This is a genomic window from Superficieibacter electus (genome assembly GCF_002915575.1).
In the GTDB taxonomy this organism is placed as follows: domain Bacteria; phylum Pseudomonadota; class Gammaproteobacteria; order Enterobacterales; family Enterobacteriaceae; genus Superficieibacter; species Superficieibacter electus.
On sequence record NZ_PQGD01000004.1, the window covers coordinates 14,997 to 36,499 of the forward strand.

Annotated in this window: 22 protein-coding genes; 15 read left to right on the plus strand and 7 right to left on the minus strand. The window is 53.3% G+C overall.

What is annotated here, in order from left to right:
* Window positions 1–272: 272 nt before the first annotated feature.
* The 4 genes from CHU32_RS28895 to speB all read left to right on the plus strand — a co-directional run bounded on the left by CHU32_RS28895 (window position 273) and on the right by speB (window position 3,767).
* Window positions 273–416, plus strand: coding sequence for a hypothetical protein (locus CHU32_RS28895; protein WP_425444880.1), 144 nt, complete (start codon window positions 273–275; stop codon window positions 414–416).
* 92 nt (window positions 417–508) lie between these two features.
* Window positions 509–655: an acid stress response protein YqgB gene (yqgB, locus tag CHU32_RS05480; RefSeq protein WP_133159232.1), complete on the plus strand. Its 147-nt coding sequence runs from the start codon at window positions 509–511 to the stop codon at window positions 653–655.
* Window positions 648–2,624, plus strand: a complete 1,977-nt coding sequence (gene speA, locus CHU32_RS05485) for a biosynthetic arginine decarboxylase (RefSeq protein ID WP_103675080.1) — start codon at window positions 648–650, stop codon at window positions 2,622–2,624. Before yqgB ends, speA begins: the two co-directional genes overlap by 8 nt.
* 222 nt (window positions 2,625–2,846) lie before the next feature.
* Window positions 2,847–3,767, plus strand: a complete 921-nt coding sequence (gene speB / locus CHU32_RS05490) for an agmatinase (RefSeq protein WP_103675081.1) — start codon at window positions 2,847–2,849, stop codon at window positions 3,765–3,767.
* A 67-nt stretch (window positions 3,768–3,834) separates the two neighbouring features.
* Here speB and loiP read toward each other — a convergent pair whose 3' ends face one another.
* Window positions 3,835–4,593, minus strand: coding sequence for a metalloprotease LoiP (gene loiP / locus CHU32_RS05495; RefSeq protein WP_103675082.1), 759 nt, complete (start codon window positions 4,591–4,593; stop codon window positions 3,835–3,837).
* 280 nt (window positions 4,594–4,873) lie between these two features.
* Here loiP and tkt point away from each other — a divergent pair, with 280 nt between their 5' ends.
* The 7 genes from tkt to CHU32_RS05530 all read left to right on the plus strand — a co-directional run bounded on the left by tkt (window position 4,874) and on the right by CHU32_RS05530 (window position 12,516).
* On the plus strand, window positions 4,874–6,865 hold the full coding sequence (gene tkt, locus CHU32_RS05500; protein ID WP_103675083.1) for a transketolase: 1,992 nt from the start codon (window positions 4,874–4,876) through the stop codon (window positions 6,863–6,865).
* 302 nt (window positions 6,866–7,167) lie between these two features.
* A complete protein-coding gene (gene cmtB / locus CHU32_RS05505) occupies window positions 7,168–7,611 on the plus strand; it encodes a PTS mannitol transporter subunit IIA (RefSeq protein WP_103675084.1) in 444 nt (147 codons plus the stop codon).
* A 27-nt stretch (window positions 7,612–7,638) separates the two neighbouring features.
* Entirely contained in the window at window positions 7,639–9,027 is a 1,389-nt protein-coding gene (locus CHU32_RS05510) for a PTS mannitol transporter subunit IIBC (RefSeq protein WP_103675085.1), read from the plus strand.
* Window positions 9,028–9,041: 14 nt separating this feature from the next.
* Complete coding sequence (locus CHU32_RS05515; RefSeq protein ID WP_103675086.1) at window positions 9,042–10,319, plus strand: zinc-binding dehydrogenase; 1,278 nt, start codon at window positions 9,042–9,044, stop codon at window positions 10,317–10,319.
* On the plus strand, window positions 10,316–11,287 hold the full coding sequence (gene glpX / locus CHU32_RS05520; protein ID WP_103675087.1) for a class II fructose-bisphosphatase: 972 nt from the start codon (window positions 10,316–10,318) through the stop codon (window positions 11,285–11,287). The genes CHU32_RS05515 and glpX overlap by 4 nt, the downstream gene beginning before the upstream one ends.
* A gap of 15 nt (window positions 11,288–11,302) precedes the next feature.
* Entirely contained in the window at window positions 11,303–11,812 is a 510-nt protein-coding gene (locus tag CHU32_RS05525; RefSeq protein ID WP_103675088.1) for an MltR family transcriptional regulator, read from the plus strand.
* The gene (locus CHU32_RS05530; RefSeq protein ID WP_103675089.1) at window positions 11,809–12,516 is read left to right on the plus strand and encodes a nucleoside/nucleotide kinase family protein; all 708 of its coding nucleotides are present in this window, start codon (window positions 11,809–11,811) and stop codon (window positions 12,514–12,516) included. The genes CHU32_RS05525 and CHU32_RS05530 overlap by 4 nt, the downstream gene beginning before the upstream one ends.
* Here the strand turns inward: CHU32_RS05530 and CHU32_RS05535 are convergent.
* Genes CHU32_RS05535 through CHU32_RS05555 form a run of 5 tightly spaced genes read right to left on the minus strand, consistent with a single transcriptional unit; the run spans window position 12,476 to window position 15,583 of the window.
* Window positions 12,476–13,159, minus strand: a complete 684-nt coding sequence (locus tag CHU32_RS05535; RefSeq protein ID WP_103675090.1) for an energy-coupling factor ABC transporter ATP-binding protein — start codon at window positions 13,157–13,159, stop codon at window positions 12,476–12,478. The genes CHU32_RS05530 and CHU32_RS05535 overlap by 41 nt on opposite strands.
* Window positions 13,153–13,800 (minus strand): ABC transporter ATP-binding protein, encoded by a 648-nt coding sequence (locus tag CHU32_RS05540; RefSeq protein ID WP_103675319.1) that lies wholly within the window; start codon window positions 13,798–13,800, stop codon window positions 13,153–13,155. The genes CHU32_RS05535 and CHU32_RS05540 overlap by 7 nt, the downstream gene beginning before the upstream one ends.
* A 44-nt stretch (window positions 13,801–13,844) precedes the next feature.
* Window positions 13,845–14,558 (minus strand): energy-coupling factor transporter transmembrane component T, encoded by a 714-nt coding sequence (locus CHU32_RS05545; protein ID WP_103675091.1) that lies wholly within the window; start codon window positions 14,556–14,558, stop codon window positions 13,845–13,847.
* A complete protein-coding gene (locus tag CHU32_RS05550) occupies window positions 14,559–15,137 on the minus strand; it encodes an ECF transporter S component (protein WP_103675092.1) in 579 nt (192 codons plus the stop codon). It abuts the gene before it with no gap.
* A gap of 20 nt (window positions 15,138–15,157) precedes the next feature.
* A complete protein-coding gene (locus CHU32_RS05555) occupies window positions 15,158–15,583 on the minus strand; it encodes a PPC domain-containing DNA-binding protein (protein ID WP_103675093.1) in 426 nt (141 codons plus the stop codon).
* A 364-nt stretch (window positions 15,584–15,947) separates the two neighbouring features.
* On the opposite strand from CHU32_RS05555, the gene epd reads away from it, so the two are divergent.
* The 4 genes from epd to mscS all read left to right on the plus strand — a co-directional run bounded on the left by epd (window position 15,948) and on the right by mscS (window position 20,451).
* A complete protein-coding gene (gene epd / locus CHU32_RS05560) occupies window positions 15,948–16,967 on the plus strand; it encodes an erythrose-4-phosphate dehydrogenase (RefSeq protein ID WP_103675094.1) in 1,020 nt (339 codons plus the stop codon).
* Window positions 16,968–17,016: 49 nt separating this feature from the next.
* The gene (gene pgk / locus CHU32_RS05565; RefSeq protein WP_103675095.1) at window positions 17,017–18,180 is read left to right on the plus strand and encodes a phosphoglycerate kinase; all 1,164 of its coding nucleotides are present in this window, start codon (window positions 17,017–17,019) and stop codon (window positions 18,178–18,180) included.
* Between the two features lie 101 nt (window positions 18,181–18,281).
* Window positions 18,282–19,361: a class II fructose-bisphosphate aldolase gene (gene fbaA / locus CHU32_RS05570; RefSeq protein ID WP_103675096.1), complete on the plus strand. Its 1,080-nt coding sequence runs from the start codon at window positions 18,282–18,284 to the stop codon at window positions 19,359–19,361.
* Between the two features lie 214 nt (window positions 19,362–19,575).
* Entirely contained in the window at window positions 19,576–20,451 is an 876-nt protein-coding gene (gene mscS, locus CHU32_RS05575; RefSeq protein ID WP_103675097.1) for a small-conductance mechanosensitive channel MscS, read from the plus strand.
* Between the two features lie 46 nt (window positions 20,452–20,497).
* On the opposite strand, the gene dctP is transcribed toward mscS, so the two are convergent.
* Window positions 20,498–21,478: a TRAP transporter substrate-binding protein DctP gene (gene dctP, locus CHU32_RS05580; RefSeq protein WP_425444881.1), complete on the minus strand. Its 981-nt coding sequence runs from the start codon at window positions 21,476–21,478 to the stop codon at window positions 20,498–20,500.
* Between the last annotated feature and the right edge of the window lie 25 nt (window positions 21,479–21,503).

Consider the following 21,503-nt stretch of genomic DNA (forward strand, 5'->3'; position numbering starts at 1 on the left):
GGCTATTTTAGGTCACTTCTTCGCCCGATTGCCAGTTTTTTTTGAGTCGCGTCGCATTATCGGGCAAACACAATGAAAATTTTGTGCGGTGCTGCTGGCATAACGTTCATTTATGTTTTGCTTTTCAGGGATAATCCAGGTATAAAACGCCGCGCGCGGCTCATATAAAAGCGCACGACGAATCTGTTCGTGTCGCCACTTCCAGCCGGGTTAAAACTTTAGCTTTGGCTTGTCGCTGACTGAACAGGTTGGCGTGGAGGTGATACGAAACAATGAACCATTGGACGCCGCTCGCGCAGCCGCACCACTCTGGTGTGCGCTTCTTTTCCGCTATCCGCATCTCACTTATGCAAACCTGCCGATGTTCTACCCATCTCGGCGCTTCTCAGGATTCAAGAGCGGGTTATCGCCTCTGAAAACTGAACAAGGGCGCTCTTGTTAAACAAGAGTTTTCTCGTGGTTTCTCCGAACCTTCATACCGAAGTTCGGGTACGTGTTTTACAATGATATGAACAAGAAACCGGTCGCTCAGTCGGTGCTTCAGTATTTTATGCTGAAGAATCAGACTGTTTATGGGTTGTTATCGCACCTTTGGGCTGCGATAGTAGTTTGCTGTTTTACACTTTCGACACAATTTGAGGTTCGCTATGTCTGACGACATTTCTTCATTTTCGCCTTCGTCAGCGGGCGAACAAGGTGTACTACGTTCCATGCAGGAGGTAGCGATGAGCTCCCAGGAAGCCAGCAAGATGCTGCGTACATACAATATTGCCTGGTGGGGCAATAACTACTACGACGTGAATGAGCTGGGACACATCAGCGTGTGCCCGGACCCTGACGTTCCGCAAGCGCGCGTTGACCTCGCCAAACTGGTGAAAGCACGTGAAGCGCAGGGGCAGCGTTTGCCTGCACTGTTCTGCTTCCCGCAGATCCTGCAACATCGTCTGCGTTCAATTAACGCCGCCTTTAAGCGTGCACGGGAATCTTACGGTTACAACGGCGACTACTTCCTCGTTTATCCGATTAAGGTCAACCAGCATCGCCGCGTGATTGAGTCGCTCATTCACTCCGGCGAACCGCTGGGACTGGAAGCAGGTTCTAAAGCGGAACTGATGGCGGTACTGGCACACGCTGGCATGACCCGCAGCGTCATCGTCTGTAACGGCTATAAAGACCGCGAATATATCCGTCTGGCGCTGATTGGTGAGAAGATGGGCCATAAGGTCTATTTAGTCATCGAGAAGATGTCTGAAATCGCTATCGTGCTGGACGAAGCTGAACGTCTGAATGTCATTCCACGTCTCGGCGTGCGTGCGCGTCTGGCATCGCAGGGCTCCGGTAAATGGCAGTCCTCCGGCGGGGAAAAATCCAAGTTTGGCCTCGCGGCAACCCAGGTCCTGCAACTGGTGGAGACACTGCGTGAAGCCGGACGTCTGGACAGTCTGCAATTGCTGCACTTCCATCTCGGATCGCAGATGGCCAACATTCGCGATATTGCCACCGGCGTACGTGAATCGGCGCGCTTCTACGTTGAACTGCATAAGCTGGGCGTGAATATCCAGTGCTTTGACGTTGGTGGCGGGTTAGGCGTGGACTATGAAGGCACACGTTCACAGTCCGACTGCTCGGTGAACTACGGCCTGAATGAATATGCTAACAACATTATCTGGGCGATTGGCGACGCCTGTGAAGAGAATGGCCTGCCGCACCCAACGGTCATTACCGAGTCCGGGCGTGCGGTAACCGCGCATCATACCGTGCTGGTCTCCAACATCATCGGTGTGGAACGTAACGAATATACGGTTCCTACTGCGCCAACAGAAGATGCACCGCGCGCGCTGCAAAGCATGTGGGAAACCTGGCAGGAAATGCACGAGCCGGGCACCCGTCGCTCCCTGCGTGAATGGCTGCACGACAGCCAGATGGATCTGCACGATATCCACATCGGTTACTCGTCCGGCACTTTCAGCCTTCAGGAGCGTGCCTGGGCCGAGCAGCTTTATTTGAGTATGTGCCACGAAGTGCAGAAACAACTCGACCCAAGCAACCGTGCTCACCGTCCGATTATTGACGAATTGCAGGAACGTATGGCGGACAAAATGTACGTCAACTTCTCACTGTTCCAGTCAATGCCGGATGCATGGGGTATTGATCAGCTGTTCCCGGTGCTGCCGCTGGAAGGGCTGGATCAGGTGCCGGAACGCCGTGCGGTGCTGCTTGATATCACCTGCGACTCCGATGGCGCTATCGATCACTACATCGACGGTGACGGCATTGCTACCACCATGCCGATGCCGGAATACGATGCGGACAATCCGCCGATGCTGGGCTTCTTTATGGTCGGCGCGTATCAGGAGATCCTCGGCAACATGCATAACCTGTTCGGCGATACCGAAGCGGTTGACGTGTTTGTCTTCCCGGATGGCAGCGTAGAAGTAGAGCTGTCTGACGAAGGGGATACCGTCGCGGATATGCTGCAATACGTGCAACTGGACCCCAATACGCTGCTGACCCATTTCCGCGATCAGGTCAAACAGACCGGTCTGGACGATGCGTTACAGCAGCAGTTCCTCGAAGAGTTTGAGGCGGGGCTGTACGGGTATACTTATCTGGAAGATGAGTAACCCCAACGCCGGGGGCTGCTTTGGATTGCGGGCGTATGAAAGCAGGCCGTTACCCTCCGGTGGCGATGCTGGGTTTGCTATACTGACTTGAACCCGTATGAATTAACGGCGATAATTCGCGTCAATTAGCGCTATACGAATCAATCCCTTCCTCGTCGGGTTTAACGACGCGGAGGGGATTTTTTTTATTTTTACTGTATCGACTCTGCATGAGGTCAGAACATGAGCACTTTAGGTCATCAATACGATAACTCCCTGGTATCCAACGCCTTTGGCTTTCTGCGCCTGCCGCTGAACTTCCAGCCGTACGACAGCGATGCGGACTGGGTTATCACCGGCGTGCCGTTTGATATGGCAACCTCTGGCCGCGCAGGCAGCCGTCATGGTCCGGGAGCGATTCGTCAGGTTTCCACCAACCTGGCCTGGGAGCATCATCGTTTCCCGTGGAACTTCGACATGCGCGAGCGTCTGAACGTGGTTGACTGCGGCGATCTGGTTTATGCCTTCGGCGATGCGCGTGAAATGAGCGAAAAGCTTCAGGCTCATGCTGAGCAATTGCTGGCGGCCGGTAAGCGTATGCTCTCCTTCGGTGGTGACCACTTCGTTACGTTGCCGCTGCTGCGTGCGCATGCGAAGCACTTTGGCAAAATGGCGCTGGTGCATTTTGATGCGCATACCGATACCTATTCTAACGGCTGTGAATTCGACCACGGCACCATGTTCTATACCGCGCCGAAAGAAGGGCTGATCGACCCGAACCATTCGGTGCAGATAGGTATTCGCACCGAGTTCGACAAAGATAACGGCTTTACTGTGCTGGATGCCTGCCAGGTGAACGACCGTACCGTTGATGACATCATTGCTCAGGTAAAACAGATTGTTGGCGACATGCCGGTGTATCTGACCTTTGATATCGACTGCCTGGACCCGGCGTTTGCGCCAGGAACCGGTACGCCGGTCATCGGTGGCCTGACGACAGATCGCGCCATTAAACTGGTTCGTGGCCTGAAAGATTTGAACATCGTGGGGATGGATCTGGTGGAAGTGGCTCCGGCCTACGACCAGTCGGAAATCACCGCCCTGGCGGCGGCGACCCTGGCGCTGGAAATGCTTTATATTCAGGCGGCGAAGAAAGGCGAGTAAAGGGTAATGCCGGGTAGCATCGCTTACCCGGCATTATTGCGCAGATCCAACAAAATCCCGCTCGGCCTTACTTAATCCCGTCCGCCGCCATGCGATCGCGAATGTGCTGGGCGCGAGCCTCTGAGGCCGGGTGATCGTCAAACATTGAGCTTTGACGACCCGCTTCCAGTTTTGCCAGTTTCTCGAAGCTGGTAGCCAGACCTGCCGGGCTAATGCCGCGTTTGCGCAGCAGATCGTATGAATAATCGTCCGCTTCCGACTCCTGACGCTGTGAGAACTGTGAGTTCACCAGTTTTTCACCTAAATCCCCTAACTGCGACTGAGACAGGCTGCCGACCACCCCACCGGCTGAAGCTGCCGCACCGCGTACGGCATTAGTGCCCAGTGCAACCTGCATGCCTTTCTTCACGTGCCCAAGCGCAACGTGTCCCATCTCATGACCGATGACCGCTTCGACTTCATTATCATTCATCATATCCATCAGACCGCTGTAAACACGGATGCAGCCGTTAGCCATCGCAAATGCGTTCACATCCTTAGTCTGATAAACCTTATAGTTCACTGGCTGGCCGTTAATATTGTCGCCCAGGGCGTTAGCGATTTTCGCCAGACGCTTACTGTAGTCACTGCTTGAGGGGGCAATTGACGCTTTACCGTCCATCTCTTTACAGGCTTCGTCGCTAAGCTCTTTTACCTGGGCGTCGCTGAGGGTGTACGCCTGGAACGCTTCCGCGCCAGAGCTTAAAAAACCATTAGAGTCCATATTCTGACAACCCGTCAGGGTGGCCGCGATCCCAAAGGCAAGCAAAGCTGAACGAATTTTCATGTATTCCCTTCCGCACGCGTGAAATATTTATTTTGATGATGTACTGGTTTCAAACGAACCAGCGTTCGGCATAAGTATAAAGAAAAGAACAACACGCGAGCGAGAAGATTGCGCAACCTGCGAGCACGATCCGGAGATTTCTGAATTCATAAAAGGATGCTCCATGTACATGGCTTGTCGCTTGGGTTACATTGTTGGCACTTTTTTCCGGCGTAGCCCAAAACGCGCTGTCGTCAAGTCGTTGCGGGCATAGCCTTCATTTATCCGATCTGGAGTCAAAATGTCCTCACGTAAAGAGCTTGCCAATGCTATTCGTGCGCTGAGCATGGATGCTGTACAGAAAGCCAAATCCGGCCACCCCGGAGCCCCTATGGGCATGGCTGACATTGCCGAAGTCCTGTGGCGCGATTTCCTGAACCATAACCCGCAGAACCCGTCCTGGGCCGATCGCGACCGCTTCGTTCTGTCCAACGGCCACGGCTCCATGCTGATCTATAGCCTGCTGCACCTCACCGGTTATGATCTGCCGATTGATGAACTGAAAAACTTCCGCCAGCTGCACTCTAAAACGCCTGGCCACCCGGAAGTTGGTTATACCGCAGGGGTTGAAACCACGACCGGACCGTTGGGGCAGGGTATTGCTAACGCAGTCGGTATGGCTATCGCTGAAAAAACGCTGGCGGCGCAGTTTAACCGTCCGGGCCACGATATTGTTGACCACTTCACTTACGCCTTTATGGGTGATGGCTGCATGATGGAAGGTATCTCTCACGAGGTATGTTCCCTGGCCGGTACCCTGAAACTGGGTAAACTGGTTGCCTTCTACGACGACAATGGTATCTCCATCGACGGTCACATTGAGGGCTGGTTCACTGATGATACCGCGAAGCGTTTTGAAGCTTACGGCTGGCACGTGGTTCGTGGTGTTGACGGTCACGATGCTGAATCCATTAAGCGCGCAGTAGAAGAAGCGCGTGCGGTGACCGACAAACCGTCCTTGCTGCTGTGCAAAACCATCATTGGTTTCGGTTCGCCAAACAAAGCGGGTACCCACGACTCCCACGGTGCGCCACTGGGCGACGCGGAAATTGTACTGACCCGCGAACAACTGGGCTGGAAACACGCGCCGTTCGAAATCCCCTCTGACATCTATGCGCAGTGGGATGCGAAAGAAATGGGTCAGGCGAAAGAATCCGCCTGGAATGAAAAATTCGCCGCCTATGCCAAAGCCTTCCCGCAGGAAGCCGCTGAGTTCACCCGCCGTATGAAAGGTGATATGCCGGCAGATTTCGATGCCAAAGCCAGCAAATTCATCGCCAAATTGCAGGCGAATCCGTCCAAAATCGCCAGCCGTAAAGCCTCTCAGAATGCGATTGAAGCGTTCGGCCCGCTGTTGCCGGAATTCCTCGGCGGCTCCGCTGACCTCGCACCTTCTAACCTGACCCTTTGGTCTGGTTCTAAAGCGATCAACGAAGATACCGCGGGCAACTACATCCATTACGGCGTGCGCGAGTTCGGCATGACCGCGATTGCCAACGGTATCGCCCTGCACGGTGGTTTCCTGCCGTACACCTCCACCTTCCTGATGTTTGTGGAATATGCCCGTAACGCAGTGCGTATGGCGGCGCTGATGAAACAGCGTCAGGTGATGGTCTACACCCACGACTCCATTGGTCTGGGCGAAGATGGCCCGACTCACCAGCCAGTAGAGCAGGTGGCTTCCCTGCGTGTGACCCCGAACATGTCCACCTGGCGTCCGTGTGATCAGGTAGAGTCTGCGGTGGCATGGAAATATGGCGTTGAGCGTCAGGACGGCCCGACCGCGCTGATCCTCTCCCGCCAGAACCTGGCGCAGCAGGAACGTACCGAAGAGCAACTGGCGAACATCGCGCGCGGTGGTTACGTGCTGAAAGACTGCGCGGGCCAGCCGGAACTGATCTTCATCGCGACGGGTTCTGAAGTTGAACTGGCGGTTGCCGCATGGGAAAAACTGACTGCCCAAGGCGTGAAGGCGCGCGTGGTTTCCATGCCGTCTACCGATGCTTTCGACAAGCAGGATGCCGCTTACCGTGAATCTGTACTGCCGAAAGCGGTCTCCGCACGCGTTGCCGTGGAAGCGGGTATCGCAGACTACTGGTACAAATACGTCGGCCTGAACGGCGCTATCGTCGGTATGACCACCTTTGGTGAGTCTGCGCCGGCTGAGCTGCTGTTTGAAGAGTTTGGCTTCACCGTTGATAACGTGCTGGCGAAAGCAAAAGCTCTGCTTTAATCTTAATGCCATCAGTAACGGGTCGCGTAAGCGGCCCGTTTTTTTATGCGTACGATCACTAAAATAAGCTAAGGCAAGACTATAAATGTGATCTGCATTGCAAATGTTATTTTTAGATTTGTTGTGTATTTGCAATATAAATCACATTTATTCGGTTGAAATTTTATAACCAATTGAATTTATTTATCTTAATTACCAGGGTTTTTTATGTTTCCGGCTAAGTGGCCTCATTGATTTCACTGCTTTCAACGAGTATTTTATTTTTACCGTAAACCGGTATTTAATAAATTAAGGGGCGCATTATGCGGCTAAGGGATTATTTCCCCGATGGGGCTGTTGAGGTAAAAGAAGCAGCAAAAGACTGGCAGGAAGCCATCGATTTTTCAATGGATGCACTACTTAAACATAAATATATTAACCCTGAATATATTCAGGCAATAAAAGATTCAACGCTCAGTAATGGGCCTTATTATATTCTGGCTCCGGGCGTGGCCATGCCGCATGCCAGGCCAGAATGTGGGGCTTACCAAACGGGACTGTCATTAATTCTGCTTCAGCAACCAGTACATTTTGATAACACGGATGAACCGGTCAAATTGTTGATTGGCCTGGCTGCAGCTCATGCCGATTCTCATATTGGCGCTATTCAGGCGCTCAGTGAATTACTGTGTGAGAATGAAATACTGGAGTCTTTGTTAAGCGCAAATAATGCAATACAGCTCAAGGATATTATCGCTCTCGCGTAATTCTATTCTCCTTTACAGGATATTATCATGGAAAATAAGTCTGCTCGTGCAAAGGTCCAGGCTTTTGGGGGCTTTTTGACCGCAATGGTCATCCCGAATATTGGGGCCTTTATTGCCTGGGGGTTTATCACTGCATTATTTATTCCGACCGGCTGGATGCCCAATGAGCATTTTGCCAAAATCGTCGGTCCGATGATCACCTATCTGCTGCCGGTTATGATTGGCTCCACTGGCGGCAGTCTGATTGGTGGTAAGCGCGGCGCGGTAATGGGCGGTATTGGCACTGTCGGCGTTATCGTCGGTGCTGAAATTCCGATGTTCCTTGGCTCAATGATCATGGGGCCGCTGGGCGGTCTGGTCATTAAGTATATCGATAAAGCGCTGGAGAAACGTATTCCCGCTGGCTTCGAAATGGTGATCAATAACTTCTCGTTGGGCATCGCCGGTATGATGCTGTGCCTGCTGGGATTTGAAATCATCGGCCCGGCGGTGATCGTGGCGAATAATTTTGTCAAAGAGTGCATTGAAGCGCTGGTGCATGCGGGCTATTTGCCGCTGCTGTCGGTTATCAATGAACCGGCGAAAATCCTCTTTTTGAATAACGCCATCGATCAGGGGGTGTATTATCCGCTGGGAATGCAGCAGGCGTCGGTGAACGGTAAATCCATCTTCTTTATGGTGGCCTCTAATCCCGGTCCGGGGCTGGGCTTACTGCTGGCGTTCACGTTCTTCGGTAAAGGGATGAGTAAACGTTCCGCGCCAGGGGCGATGATCATTCATTTCCTCGGCGGTATTCACGAACTTTATTTCCCGTATGTACTGATGAAACCGCTGACCATTATCGCCATGATTGCCGGTGGAATGTCGGGCACGTGGATCTTTAATTTACTGGATGGCGGCCTGGTCGCAGGTCCAAGTCCGGGTTCTATCTTCGCTTATCTGGCATTGACGCCGAAAGGATCTTTCCTGGCCACTATTGCAGGCGTAACGGCAGGCGCTCTCGTTTCATTCATCATAACCTCATTAATTCTGAAGATGGAAAAAACCGCGGAAACGGAGTCTGAGGATGAATTCGCTCAGTCAGCCAGCGCAGTGAAAGCCATGAAGCAGGAAGGCGCATTCTCTCTGAGTCGGGTGAAGTTTATTGCTTTTGTCTGCGATGCCGGAATGGGGTCCAGCGCGATGGGTGCAACCACCTTCCGTAAACGTCTTGAGAAAGCCGGGCTTACGATAGAGGTTAAACATTTCTCCATCGAAAACACACCGGATGCAGCGGATATTGTGGTCACCCACGCCAGCCTTGAAGGTCGAGTGAAACGCGTTACGAATAAGCCACTGGTGTTAATTAATAATTATATTGGTGACCCCCAACTTGACACCTTATTTAATCAGTTAACCGCTGAACATAAAAACTAAACGCAGAGGTCAATATGAAAACCAAAGTTGCTGCTATTTATGGCAAGCGGGATGTCCGTATCCGCGAGTTTGAATTACCGGAAATTACCGACAATGAACTGCTGGTCAGCGTTATTTCAGACAGCGTTTGTTTATCAACATGGAAAGCGGCATTACTCGCAAGCGATCATAAACGAGTACCGGACGATCTGGAGAATCATCCTGCCATTACTGGCCATGAATGCGCAGGAATTATTGTTGAAGTCGGTAAGAATTTGACAGGTAAATATAAAAAAGGCCAGCGCTTTGTTCTGCAACCGGCGATGGGATTACCGAGCGGCTATTCTGCTGGCTACAGTTATGAATATTTTGGCGGTAACGCCACCTATATGATTATTCCTGAAGTCGCGATTAGTCTCGGCTGCGTATTACCGTATCACGGTTCTTATTTTGCGGCGGCTTCACTGGCGGAACCGCTGTGCTGTATTATTGGTGCGTATCACGCCAATTATCACACCACGCAATATGTTTATGAGCATCGGATGGGCGTGAAGCCTGGGGGGAATATTGCCCTGCTGGCCTGCGCCGGGCCAATGGGTATTGGCGCGATTGACTATGCGATCAACGGTAATATCAAACCAGCCAAAGTGGTGGTGGTGGACATTGATGAGAAGCGGCTGGCGCAGGTACAAAAATTACTGCCGGTAGCGCTGGCGGCCAGTAAGGGTATTGAGCTGGTGTATGTCAATACCTCTGGCATCAACGATCCAGTACAGGCGTTACGTGCGCTGACCAATGATGCGGGCTTTGACGATATCTTTGTTTATGCGGCAGTCCCGGCGGTGGTGGAGATGGCCGACGATCTGCTGGCGGAAGATGGTTGTCTGAATTTCTTTGCCGGCCCGACGGATAAAAACTTCAAGGTGCCGTTTAACTTCTACAACGTGCATTACAACAGTACCCATGTGGTGGGCACGTCTGGTGGCTCGACGGAGGATATGAAAGAGGCAATTGCCCTGAGCGCCTCAGGCCAGCTCCAGCCTTCCTTTATGGTCACTCACATCGGCGGGCTGGATGCGGTACCGGAAACGGTGCTTAATCTGCCGGATATTCCTGGCGGCAAGAAGCTTATCTACAACGGGGTCACCATGCCGCTGACGGCGATTGCGGATTTTGCTGAAAAGGGCAAAACCGATCCCCTGTTTAACGCGCTGGCGGAACTGGTTGCACAAACCCATGGCATCTGGAACGAGCAGGCGGAGAAATATTTGCTGGCGCACTTCGGTGTGGATATTGGGGAGGCGGCGGAATGATGTCACTGGCGTGGCCGCTCTTTCGTATTACGGAACAGGCGGCACTTGCCGCCTGGCCGCAAACCGGATGTGGCGACAAGAATAAAATTGATGGTCTGGCAGTGGCAGCGATGCGGCGGGCATTAAACGATATCGCCATGCGAGGGCGTATTGTCATTGGCGAGGGGGAAATCGACCACGCGCCGATGCTTTATATAGGTGAGGACGTCGGCACGGGCTGCGGCCCGGCGGTTGATATTGCCGTCGATCCCATCGAAGGCACGCGAATGGTGGCGATGGGACAAAGTAATGCGCTGGCGGTGATGGCATTTGCGCCGCAGGGAAGTTTGCTGCACGCGCCGGATATGTACATGAAAAAACTGGTGGTAAACCAGCGTGCGCGTGGTGCGATCAACCTGGCATTATCGCTTGAGGAAAACCTGCGTAATGTGGCTACCGCTCTGGACAAGCCGCTTGAGTCGCTGCGCATGGTGACGCTGGACAAACCACGGCTTCAACCGGCAATTCAGGCTGCAACCCGCTTAGGGGTGAAAGTATTTGCTCTGGCGGATGGTGACGTCGCCGCCAGCGTGATGACCTGCCAGCATGATAATCCTTTTGACGTCATGTACACCGTCGGTGGCGCGCCGGAAGGCGTTATTTCCGCCTGTGCAGTCAAAGCGCTTGACGGGGATATGCAGGCTGAATTAATCGATTTCCGCCAGGCGAAAGGGGAGGCGCAGGCGCATTGTCAAATTGCCGAGGATGAACGTCGCCGCTGTGCGGCAATGGGCGTTGAAGTGAACCGGATCTACCCGTTGCAGGAACTGGTGAAAAGTGACGATGTTCTTTTCTGCGCCACTGGTGTTACGGATGGCGATCTACTGAAAGGCATTCATCAGTACAACGGCAAGGTGAGTACGCAAACATTGCTTATCAATGGCGCTGACCGAACGTGTAATATAATAGACTCCTTACATTTCAGGTGATCTATCGAGAGACGAATGACGACGCTGACAGAAGATGATGTGCTTGAGCAGCTAAACAATCAGGACGATTTACGCTCCTTTATGGAAACTGCGAATGCTATTTTGCTGCGGGCCATCAGGCAGTTTCTGCCGTCGTTATTCGTTAACAATGACGAAGAGATCGTCGAATATGCCGTCAAACCGCTGCTGGCGCAGAGTGGACCGCTGGATGATATTGATGTGGCGCTACGCCTGATATTTGCCCTCGGAAAAATGGATAAGTGGCTGTATGCCGATATCACCCATTTCTCGCAGTTCGGCCATTATCTGGCAACGCAGGACCAGGTGCCAGGCTATGCAGATGAGCTTACCTGGGATTTTATCAGCAACATCAACAGTATTACCGACAATGCGATGTTATATGACGCGCTAAAAGCGATGAAATTTGCCGATTTCGCCGTCTATTCAGAAACGCGTTACATTGCGATGCTCAAAACGGCGCTGGTGCTGGCGGTGACGACGATAGTAAAGGAATTAACGCCGTGAAAATATCCCTGAGGGTGAACGGGCTGCAAACTGAAGTTGATTACGCAGAAAGCGATATTGAGACCGTCCATAAACCGCTGCTGCGCCGCCTGGAAAATATACGCTCTACCTCGCCTTATCCCCGTACCATTATTTTTCTCAGTGCCCCGCCGGGGACGGGAAAATCCACCTTAACGACTTTCTGGGAAACGCTGTCCCGCGAGGACCCGACGCTCCTGGCGCTTCAGACGCTGCCGATGGATGGCTTCCATCACTACAATCGCTGGCTGGATGAAACAGGCTTGCGGCCGTTCAAAGGTGCGCCGGAAACCTTTGATGTGGAAAAACTGGCGCAGAATCTGCGGCAGATCCGCGAAGGTGAGGGATGCTGGCCGCAATACGACCGCCAGAAACACGATCCCGAGGAAGCGGCGATTCAGGTTACTGCGCCCATCGTCATCGTTGAGGGTAACTGGCTGCTACTGGACGACGAACGCTGGCATGCACTGCGTGAGTTCTGTGACTTCTCTATTTTTATTAAAGCGCCGCCGGATGTGCTTCGTCAGCGGCTCATTCACCGTAAAATCGCTGGTGGATTATCGGCCCAAGAGGCGCAGGCGTTTTACCTGCGTACCGATGGCCCGAATGTTGAGCGCGTACTGACCGGCAGTCTTCCTGCCGATCTTACGCTGGAGATGACGCCTGAAGGGGGTTATCGCTATTAACCAGTAAGCCTTGTTGCAGACGCACGACGCGTGGAAAGTGGCGGTGGGTGAATTCTGCATCATGGCTAATGGCCAGTACGGTCGTTCCCCGTTGGCGACAAGCGGCAAGCCAGCCCTCAAAAATGCCCAGCCAGTGTTCATCGAAATCGCGGCTCGGCTCGTCGAGCAGAATGAGTGGCGGGGCCAGCGCCTCCAGTGAGGCCACCGCCACCATACGCCGCTGGGCGATATATAAATCCAGCGGGTGCGCTAGCGCCACGTCCTCTAAGCCACACAGCGCCAGCGCGTCGGCAGTGCGCTGTTCGAGCTCCTGAGCGGGCCGCTTTTGCAGGTGCAGGCCAAATGCGACCTCCTTTGCCACCTGACTGTGAAAAATCTGGTTTTCGGCTTCCTGAAATAGCACGCCAATCGCGGCGGCGCGCTGTTGATTTTTCATTTCGCTCAGCGGGATGCCCTGAAACGTTATGTGGCCCGCGCCGGGGGAAAGAAGTCCTGCCATCAGCCGCAGCAGCGTTGATTTTCCGGCTCCATTATCACCCGTCAGCGCCAGCCACTCCCCCTGGTTGATCTGCAGCGACAGCCCACGCAGGCAATCCTCACTGGCACCTGGCCAGCGATAAAACACGTTAGTAAGCGTTAACATACAGACAGCAGTTCTCCGGCATGAAGTCGCCAGCCATGCTGGCAATAATCCCTGAACGGTTCGCTTTTGCGCTCCAGAATAATCACCAGCGCCTGCTGTTCTGTTGCCCAGGCCTGCAGGCGCGCAAGTAGCGTTCGCGTGGCCTGCGCGGTCAGCCGACTAAAGGCTTCGTCCAGCAGCAGAAGGCGTGGTTGCATGGCCAGCGCGCAGGCAATTACCACGCGCTGTGCTTCTCCGCCAGAAAGCGCCACCGGATGCCGGTAACGTAGTGGCTGGCAGTCCGTGAGCGTGAGCGCCGCATCAACGCGCGCCAGAATGTCTTTTTCGCTGAGGCAAAGATTTTCCGGACCAAAGGCCACTTCCTCTTCAACGCTGAAGGTGCATCCAGAAAATTGCAGATAAGGAGATTGCTGGACGAGCTGAATATGCTGTGCACGCTCAGCCAGCAACATTTTCCCCACCTCAATACCGAGTAAAAAGGCGCGGCCTTCTCCGTAATAATCAGGCGTCATAAACTCGGGAAACCAGCATCCTGCCAGCAACTGAGCCAGCGAACTTTTACCGCTGCCGTTGCCGCCGGTGATCAGCACCATTCCCGGCTGGTCATAACGCCAGTTAAGCAGGCGCGTGCTGCTGAGCATGCTCGTCGTCCACGGACCATGCAGAGGGGCAAAATAAAAGTTTTCTAGCGTAAAAAAGTCCAAAACTTGACTCCTGCTTCTGCCACCATCAGCGCGACCATCGCGTAGCGCAACCCTTTTTGGCGGCGGCTGTCTTTAGGTGCCCATAGTGTTGTCCGCCGGGAATGCAGGCGAAATGCACGCATGTCCAGTGCGGTGCCGCGCACGGCTAAATTATTCAGCGCGCTATGCGTCAAAGGAATAACCAGCGCTGGCATAGCCCGCAGGCGCTGATACCAGCGTCCATCCAGAGGAACTCCTCGCGCCCGTTGTGCTTCATGAATAGTGGCTAATTGTTGCTTTAGCTGCTCAATCACCAGCAGGGGCCCGGCAAACAGATACGCCAGGCCGGGCGGTAAGCGCGATGCAAAAAGCGCACGAATAAACTGACGAACCGGAACGTAGTGTATCCAGTACTGGGCGGTGGAAACGATCGCCATAATGCGTAGCCACAGCGTGATGGCATACGTCCAGCGGCTGGGATCGCGTGGCTGACCACTAAGCCAGGCGGTGAACCAGCCACCATGAACCAGCCACAACCCTGCACCTAATGAGATCATCAGCCACGCAACGTAGCCAAAACGACGCCGGGTAGCGCGAAACAGCAGAAGTCCGAGAAAAGTCGCCATGCTGTAGCCCGTGAGCATAATCCCTGCCGGCATCAGCAGCGTTGTACAGGCGGCCAGTGCCCACAGGGTCAGCGAGGTAAACGGATGCATTTAGCGAACAGCCGCCGTACCCGGGAAATGACGCATAGTGCGTAGCGGAAGTTGGCGCAGCAGCACCCAGACGATGATTGCGGTGAGGATCTTATCTATCAGGTTTGCACCCAGCACGGTGACCGCCACGGATTCGACCAGATTCTGCCCCATCGAATGCATCCACGCGACGAAGAGATCCGCGCCGCTGCCGGTCACGCCGCCAAACAGCCCGGTGCGTAGCGGCACCGCCACCACCGTGACGGCGAGGGTAATGATAACGCCGCTGACAATGACTTTTGGCAGGGTCCGGAACCAGCCCGCCCGCGCCAGCAAACCAGCGACCAGGCCGATAACCATTGCCACAGGTGCAAACGCGGCGGCGATGGGGTCGGTCAATAGCCCCCACAGCAGGTTGGTCAGCAGCCCGGTAAGCATACCAACCCACGGCCCAAGCAATACGGCAGCGATCAGCGTACCGATAGAATCAAGGAAAATGGGCAGCTTCAACATACTGACCAGTTGACCGCCAATCATATTGATGGCGATACAGATAACGATTAATACCAGAGAGAGACTGGAAAAACGGCGCTGCGCCATGAAAACCTCGTGTTCGTATTTTAGTGACGTGGCGTGACGACCAGTTCGTCATAGCCGGAAACCGGGCAGGGCTGGCGGCTAAACGTCACCGACGTCAGCTCACCAATCACCAGTTCAAGGGTAGTGCGCACGGTACAGCCGGGCATCATATGACCGCCCAGCATGGCACCGTCAGGATCGGCAATGGCAAGATGCAAATGTTCGCCGGTCAATTCCAGCGTGCCATTAAGTGCGATCACTTCGAACGTACCGGTGAGATGGGTTGTTCCTTCCCGGCCTGCGTAGCGTAACGCCACATTGCTCAGACTACCGGTACAACCCGCAATCCAGCCTGCGCGAATATGATTTTTCTCAATGAAAGCATGCAGATGTGCGAATACTTCCTGGCCAGGAATAAGGCGGAGGGCGTAAAAACGCGCGCCGTCAGGAGAGAGTGAATGTTCCATAATATGAGATGACTCCGGGACCCGGACGTGCGGCGGATCTTATGCGTGTGAACAGGCTCATTCACTGATTTAAATCAGGAAATGTGACGTGTGCAAACAAAAAATCCCGCTATGCTTTTGCATAATTCCGCAGAGGAAATAACGGGCGGGCTGAAATGTGACGCAGATCAGATAAATGTGCTAACGCCAGCGGCATAGATTCCTTTTATTCCACAATTCACTTATTCTAGCTGAACCGTTTCAGTCGATTAAACGTTCGACAATTAATCAATCAGTCGCAGTTTGTGACAGGCAAGGTTTCCCTCAGCGGGCTGCTGCATTACTCTGTCAGCCTCACGGAATCGGGATGTTTTGCAGGAGATCTATGACCGTACGCGTAGCGATTAATGGCTTCGGTCGCATTGGGCGTAATGTGGTTCGTGCTTTGTATGAATCCGGGCGTCGGGCGGAAATTACCGTGGTGGCAATCAATGAGCTGGCGGATGCCGCAGGCATCGCGCATTTATTGAAATACGACACCAGCCACGGCCGCTTTGCCTGGGATGTTCGTCAGGAGCGTGAGCAACTTTTCGTCGGTGATGATGCCATCCGCCTTCTCCATGAACGTACCCTTGATGCGCTCCCGTGGCGTGAACTGGGCGTGGACGTCGTACTCGACTGTACTGGCGTTTATGGCACACGTGAAGACGGCAACGCCCATCTTGCCGCTGGCGCAAAGAAAGTACTCTTTTCTCATCCCGGCAGTAACGATCTCGACGCTACGGTGGTCTATGGTGTGAACCATGACACGCTACAGGCCGATCACCGCATCGTTTCCAACGCTTCCTGTACCACAAACTGTATAATTCCCGTCATTAAATTGCTGGATGATGCCTTTGCCATCGAGTCGGGTACGGTGACGACTATCCACTCTGCGATGCACGATCAGCAGGTGATTGACGCGTACCATCCAGACTTGCGTCGTACGCGCGCGGCCAGTCAGTCCATTATTCCGGTAGATACCAAACTGGCCGCTGGCATTGCACGTATCCTGCCGCAATTTGATGACTGTTTCGAAGCCATTGCCGTGCGCGTGCCGACCATCAATGTGACAGCTATCGACCTTAGTGTCACCGTCAGGCAGCCGGTAAAAGCGAGTGAAGTCAACCTGTTGCTGCAAAAAGCAGCGCGGGGAGCATTTCATGGTATAGTTGACTATACGGAATTACCGTTGGTCTCAACTGATTTTAACCACGATCCGCACAGTGCCATTGTTGACGGCACACAAACGCGCGTGAGTGGAGCGCACCTGATCAAGACGCTCGTCTGGTGCGATAATGAATGGGGCTTTGCTAACCGAATGCTCGACACGACGTTAGCCATGGCAGCTATTGGTTTCAGGTAAGGCGCTTGTTGCGCCTGCAAAACTTTAAGAATCAACGAGAGGATTCACCATGTCTGTAATTAAGATGACCGATCTGGATCTTGCTGGTAAACGTGTTTTTATCCGTGCGGATCTCAACGTACCAGTTAAAGAAGGGAAAGTAACCAGCGACGCGCGTATCCGTGCTTCCCTGCCAACCATCGAACTGGCCCTGAAACAGGGTGCAAAAGTGATGGTTACTTCTCACCTGGGTCGTCCTACCGAAGGCGAGTACAATGAAGAATTCTCTCTGCTTCCGGTTGTTAACTATCTGAAAGACAAACTCTCCAGCCCGGTTCGTCTGGTAAAAGATTACCTTGACGGTGTTGAAGTGGCTGAAGGTGAGCTGGTTGTTCTGGAAAACGTGCGCTTTAACAAAGGCGAGAAGAAAGACGACGAAGCACTGTCCAAAAAATATGCGGCGCTGTGCGACGTGTTTGTTATGGATGCCTTCGGTACCGCTCACCGCGCGCAGGCTTCCACGCACGGTATCGGCAAATTTGCTGATGTTGCCTGTGCAGGTCCGCTGCTGGCTGACGAACTGGACGCGCTGGGTAAAGCGCTGAAAGAACCGGCTCGTCCGATGGTGGCAATCGTCGGTGGTTCTAAAGTCTCTACCAAACTGACCGTTCTGGATTCCCTGTCAAAAATCGCTGACCAGCTGATTGTTGGTGGCGGTATTGCCAACACCTTTGTTGCCGCTCAGGGTCACAACGTGGGTAAATCCCTGTATGAAGCAGACCTGGTTGATGAAGCTAAACGTCTGCTGGGTACGTGCGATATTCCGGTTCCGACAGATGTTCGTGTTGCGACTGAGTTCTCTGAAACTGCGACCGCTACGCTGAAATCAGTGAACGATATCAAAGATGAAGAGCAGATCCTTGACCTTGGCGACGCTTCCGCAGAGAAACTGGCTGAAATTCTGAAAAATGCCAAAACTATCCTGTGGAACGGCCCGGTTGGCGTATTCGAATTCGCTAACTTCCGTAAAGGCACTGAAATCATCGCTAACGCTATTGCCGACAGCGACGCATTCTCTATCGCCGGTGGCGGTGACACCCTGGCCGCTATCGATCTGTTCGGTATTGCTGACAAAATCTCCTACATCTCTACTGGCGGCGGCGCGTTCCTCGAATTCGTGGAAGGCAAAGTGCTGCCAGCAGTCGCCATGCTCGAAGAGCGTGCGAAGCAGTAATCGTTACGACGGGCAGGGTTTCCTGCCCGCTGTTTTCTGGCCGCGCTGAAACGCAGCGCGGCAGATATTTCCCCAGGCCCGACGATACAGGACTACGTAACATGTCTAAAATTTTTGATTTCGTAAAACCAGGCGTAATTACTGGTGATGACGTACAGAAAGTCTTCCAGGTAGCAAAAGAGAACCATTTTGCTCTGCCAGCCGTTAACTGTGTAGGTACAGACTCCATCAACGCCGTTCTGGAAGCCGCTGCTAAAGTTAAAGCACCGGTCATCGTTCAGTTCTCCAACGGTGGTGCGGCATTCATCGCTGGTAAAGGCGTAAAAACTGACGTTCCGCAGGGCGCTGCCATCCTCGGTGCGATCTCTGGCGCGCATCACGTTCACCAGATGGCTGAACACTACGGTGTGCCTGTTATCCTGCACACTGACCACTGTGCGAAGAAACTGCTGCCGTGGATCGACGGTCTGCTGGACGCGGGTGAAAAACACTTTGCCGCTACCGGCAAACCGCTGTTCTCTTCCCATATGATCGACCTGTCTGAAGAGTCTCTGGAAGAAAACATCGAGCTGTGCTCCAAATACCTGACCCGCATGGCTAAAATCGACATGACGCTGGAGCTGGAACTGGGCTGCACCGGCGGTGAAGAAGACGGTGTGGACAACAGCCACATGGACGCTTCTGCACTGTACACCCAGCCGGAAGACGTTGACTACGCGTACACCGAGCTGAGCAAAATCAGCCCGCGCTTCACCATTGCGGCCTCCTTCGGTAACGTACACGGCGTGTACAAGCCGGGTAACGTTAAACTGACCCCGACTATCCTGCGCGACTCTCAGGAATATGTTTCCAAGAAACACAACCTGCCGCACAACACCCTGAACTTCGTATTCCACGGCGGTTCCGGTTCTACTGCTCAGGAAATCAAAGACTCCGTCAGCTATGGCGTAGTGAAAATGAACATCGATACCGACACCCAATGGGCAACCTGGGAAGGTGTTCTGAACTACTACAAAACTAACGAAGACTACCTGCAGGGCCAGCTGGGTAACCCGAAAGGCGCTGACCAGCCGAACAAAAAATACTACGATCCGCGTGCGTGGCTGCGTGCCGCTCAGGCAACCATGATTACTCGTCTGGAACAAGCGTTCAAAGAGCTGAACGCGGTAGACGTACTGTAATCACGCCTGACAATTCATGGCGTTCAAAGGCCCGCGCAAGCGGGTCTTTTTTTGCCTCAGCTACCGCTTTCCGCTGCATATTCAACGCAGTAACTACAGGGTTTTTGTGATCAGTTTGGCATTTTCTCCGCTTTGTGTTTACCCTTTATTAACTTGCTTTCTCCTTTGGGGATGACTGACTTTTTTCTTTTTGGGTAACTATAAGGATGGCTGAATGGAAGATTTGAATGTCGTGGACAGCATTAACAACGCTGGCTCCTGGCTGGTAACCAACCAGGCTTTGCTGCTTACTTATGTGGTGAACATCGTCGCGGCGATTGCGATTATCATCGTCGGGGTGATCGTTGCGCGCATTGTCTCAAAAGCCGTCGATCGCCTGATGATCGCCCGTCACATCGACGCCACCGTAGCGGACTTTCTTTCTGCACTGGTACGCTATGGCATTATCGGTTTTACGTTAATTGCTGCGCTGGGACGCGTGGGGGTGCAGACTGCCTCAGTGATCGCAGTACTGGGTGCCGCCGGTCTGGCCATCGGTCTTGCCTTACAAGGCTCGCTGTCTAACCTCGCCGCAGGCGTGTTGCTGGTTATTTTCCGCCATTTCCGCACCGGTGAATATGTGGATTTAGGCGGCGTGGCCGGTACGGTATTGCACGTGCAGATTTTCTCCACCACGTTACGCTCGGCGGATGGGCGCTATGTGGTGATCCCTAACGGGAAAATCATCTCTGGCAATATCATTAACTTCTCTCGCGAACCAGTACGTCGTAATGAGCTGGTGATTGGCGTTTCTTACGATGCGGATATCGATCAGGTGAGAAAGATCCTGACCGATATTATCGAATCCGATGAGCGTATCCTGAAAGATCGTGAAATGACGGTACGTATGAACGAGCTTGCGGCTTCCCAGGTGAACTTTGTGATTCGCATCTGGAGTCAGAGCAGCGATCTGCAAAGCGTTTACTGGGATGTGCTGGAGCGCATTAAACGTGAGTTTGATGCGCAGGGCATTGAGTTCCCGTATCAGCAGATGGATGTGAACCTCAAGCGGGTGAAGCAGGAAAAAGAAGTCGACTTAGTGAAGCACTAAGCCGCGTGTGTTGCCCCCGTCATCAGCGATGGGGGCAACAATGGCTTTAACGGCGTGTTTCTTCCAACAACGCCTCCACTTTTTGCATCATTTCTCCGGCATTATTCACGCCTTCGCCTTTCTGTTTTTCAACCCATTGCGCCTGCACCTGAGGGGAGTTAATGGCTTTTTGCCAGGCAGCAAGTTCTGCTTTGTCCAGATAACGAACGTGCGCGCCTTCCTGTTCCAGGGTTTTGACCATCGTCGTCAGGTTGTTATCCAGCGTCGCACCCAGCGCCTTTTGGGTGGTAGCGGCGGCACGTTGAATGGCCTGACGATCCTGTTCGTCCAGACTTTCCCACGTCTTTTTATTCATCGTCAGCAGGTAAACGTGGCCCAGCCACAGGGAAGGGGAGAGCAAAATATTCGGCGCGGCGCGTTCGGCATGAATATCGTAACCACTATCCAGATTGACCATCAGCCCGTCCAGTCTACCGTCCTGTAATGCGGTAGAGATATCGTTATTCCACGGCAGAGAGACCGTTTTAGCGCCGGTGTTCGTTAAATACGCCTGATGCCAGAAGCTGGCTGTCCGCCAGGTAGTATTCTGCAAATTCGTTAACGACGTCAGCGGCTTAGTGGTAAAGAAACCTACCGGATAACCAAGGAAAAATTGCAGGTTAACCAGATTATTGCGCTCAAGTTCGGCAGAAAATTCAGGGAGTTCACGGTAAACGCGGCGGAAGAACTCGACTTGCTGAACGCCGCGATCCGGACCGACGGCAAAGCTTTTGAAAATCTGATGCAGCGGCAGCTGTTTCGCTGTGTACTCTGGAACCACAATGCCCATATCGGCCTTGCTGCCATCGCTAATGGTGGCCAGCGCGTCATAGCTGATAGCCGTTTCACCATTCCAGTGTGCTTCTACTTTCAGGCGTCCCTGCGACTCTTTTTCTATCGCGGGAAAGAAAACATCGTTGATAAGCGTGGTGCGCATACCGCCGTAGGGTTCATGGTCGGTGTAGCGCAGTACTCTTTGTGCTGCCATGGCGGGCAGAGTGAGAAAGAGCACC

Bases quoted from the DNA above. Each gene is read 5' to 3' on its own strand.
- tkt (WP_103675083.1), top strand. From the start codon at position 4,874: ATGTCCTCACGTAAAGAGCTTGCCAATGCTATTCGTGCGCTGAGCATG.
- loiP (WP_103675082.1), bottom strand. From the start codon at position 4,593: ATGAAAATTCGTTCAGCTTTGCTTGCCTTTGGGATCGCGGCCACCCTG.
- CHU32_RS05540 (WP_103675319.1), bottom strand. From the start codon at position 13,800: ATGCTCAGCAGCACGCGCCTGCTTAACTGGCGTTATGACCAGCCGGGA.
- epd (WP_103675094.1), top strand. From the start codon at position 15,948: ATGACCGTACGCGTAGCGATTAATGGCTTCGGTCGCATTGGGCGTAAT.
- cmtB (WP_103675084.1), top strand. From the start codon at position 7,168: ATGCGGCTAAGGGATTATTTCCCCGATGGGGCTGTTGAGGTAAAAGAA.
- dctP (WP_425444881.1), bottom strand. From the start codon at position 21,478: ATGGCAGCACAAAGAGTACTGCGCTACACCGACCATGAACCCTACGGC.
- CHU32_RS28895 (WP_425444880.1), top strand. From the start codon at position 273: ATGAACCATTGGACGCCGCTCGCGCAGCCGCACCACTCTGGTGTGCGC.
- CHU32_RS05535 (WP_103675090.1), bottom strand. From the start codon at position 13,159: ATGTTAACGCTTACTAACGTGTTTTATCGCTGGCCAGGTGCCAGTGAG.
- pgk (WP_103675095.1), top strand. From the start codon at position 17,017: ATGTCTGTAATTAAGATGACCGATCTGGATCTTGCTGGTAAACGTGTT.
- speB (WP_103675081.1), top strand. From the start codon at position 2,847: ATGAGCACTTTAGGTCATCAATACGATAACTCCCTGGTATCCAACGCC.
- fbaA (WP_103675096.1), top strand. From the start codon at position 18,282: ATGTCTAAAATTTTTGATTTCGTAAAACCAGGCGTAATTACTGGTGAT.
- CHU32_RS05555 (WP_103675093.1), bottom strand. From the start codon at position 15,583: ATGGAACATTCACTCTCTCCTGACGGCGCGCGTTTTTACGCCCTCCGC.
- CHU32_RS05550 (WP_103675092.1), bottom strand. From the start codon at position 15,137: ATGGCGCAGCGCCGTTTTTCCAGTCTCTCTCTGGTATTAATCGTTATC.
- CHU32_RS05515 (WP_103675086.1), top strand. From the start codon at position 9,042: ATGAAAACCAAAGTTGCTGCTATTTATGGCAAGCGGGATGTCCGTATC.
- mscS (WP_103675097.1), top strand. From the start codon at position 19,576: ATGGAAGATTTGAATGTCGTGGACAGCATTAACAACGCTGGCTCCTGG.
- CHU32_RS05510 (WP_103675085.1), top strand. From the start codon at position 7,639: ATGGAAAATAAGTCTGCTCGTGCAAAGGTCCAGGCTTTTGGGGGCTTT.
- speA (WP_103675080.1), top strand. From the start codon at position 648: ATGTCTGACGACATTTCTTCATTTTCGCCTTCGTCAGCGGGCGAACAA.
- yqgB (WP_133159232.1), top strand. From the start codon at position 509: ATGAACAAGAAACCGGTCGCTCAGTCGGTGCTTCAGTATTTTATGCTG.
- glpX (WP_103675087.1), top strand. From the start codon at position 10,316: ATGATGTCACTGGCGTGGCCGCTCTTTCGTATTACGGAACAGGCGGCA.
- CHU32_RS05545 (WP_103675091.1), bottom strand. From the start codon at position 14,558: ATGCATCCGTTTACCTCGCTGACCCTGTGGGCACTGGCCGCCTGTACA.
- CHU32_RS05525 (WP_103675088.1), top strand. From the start codon at position 11,303: ATGACGACGCTGACAGAAGATGATGTGCTTGAGCAGCTAAACAATCAG.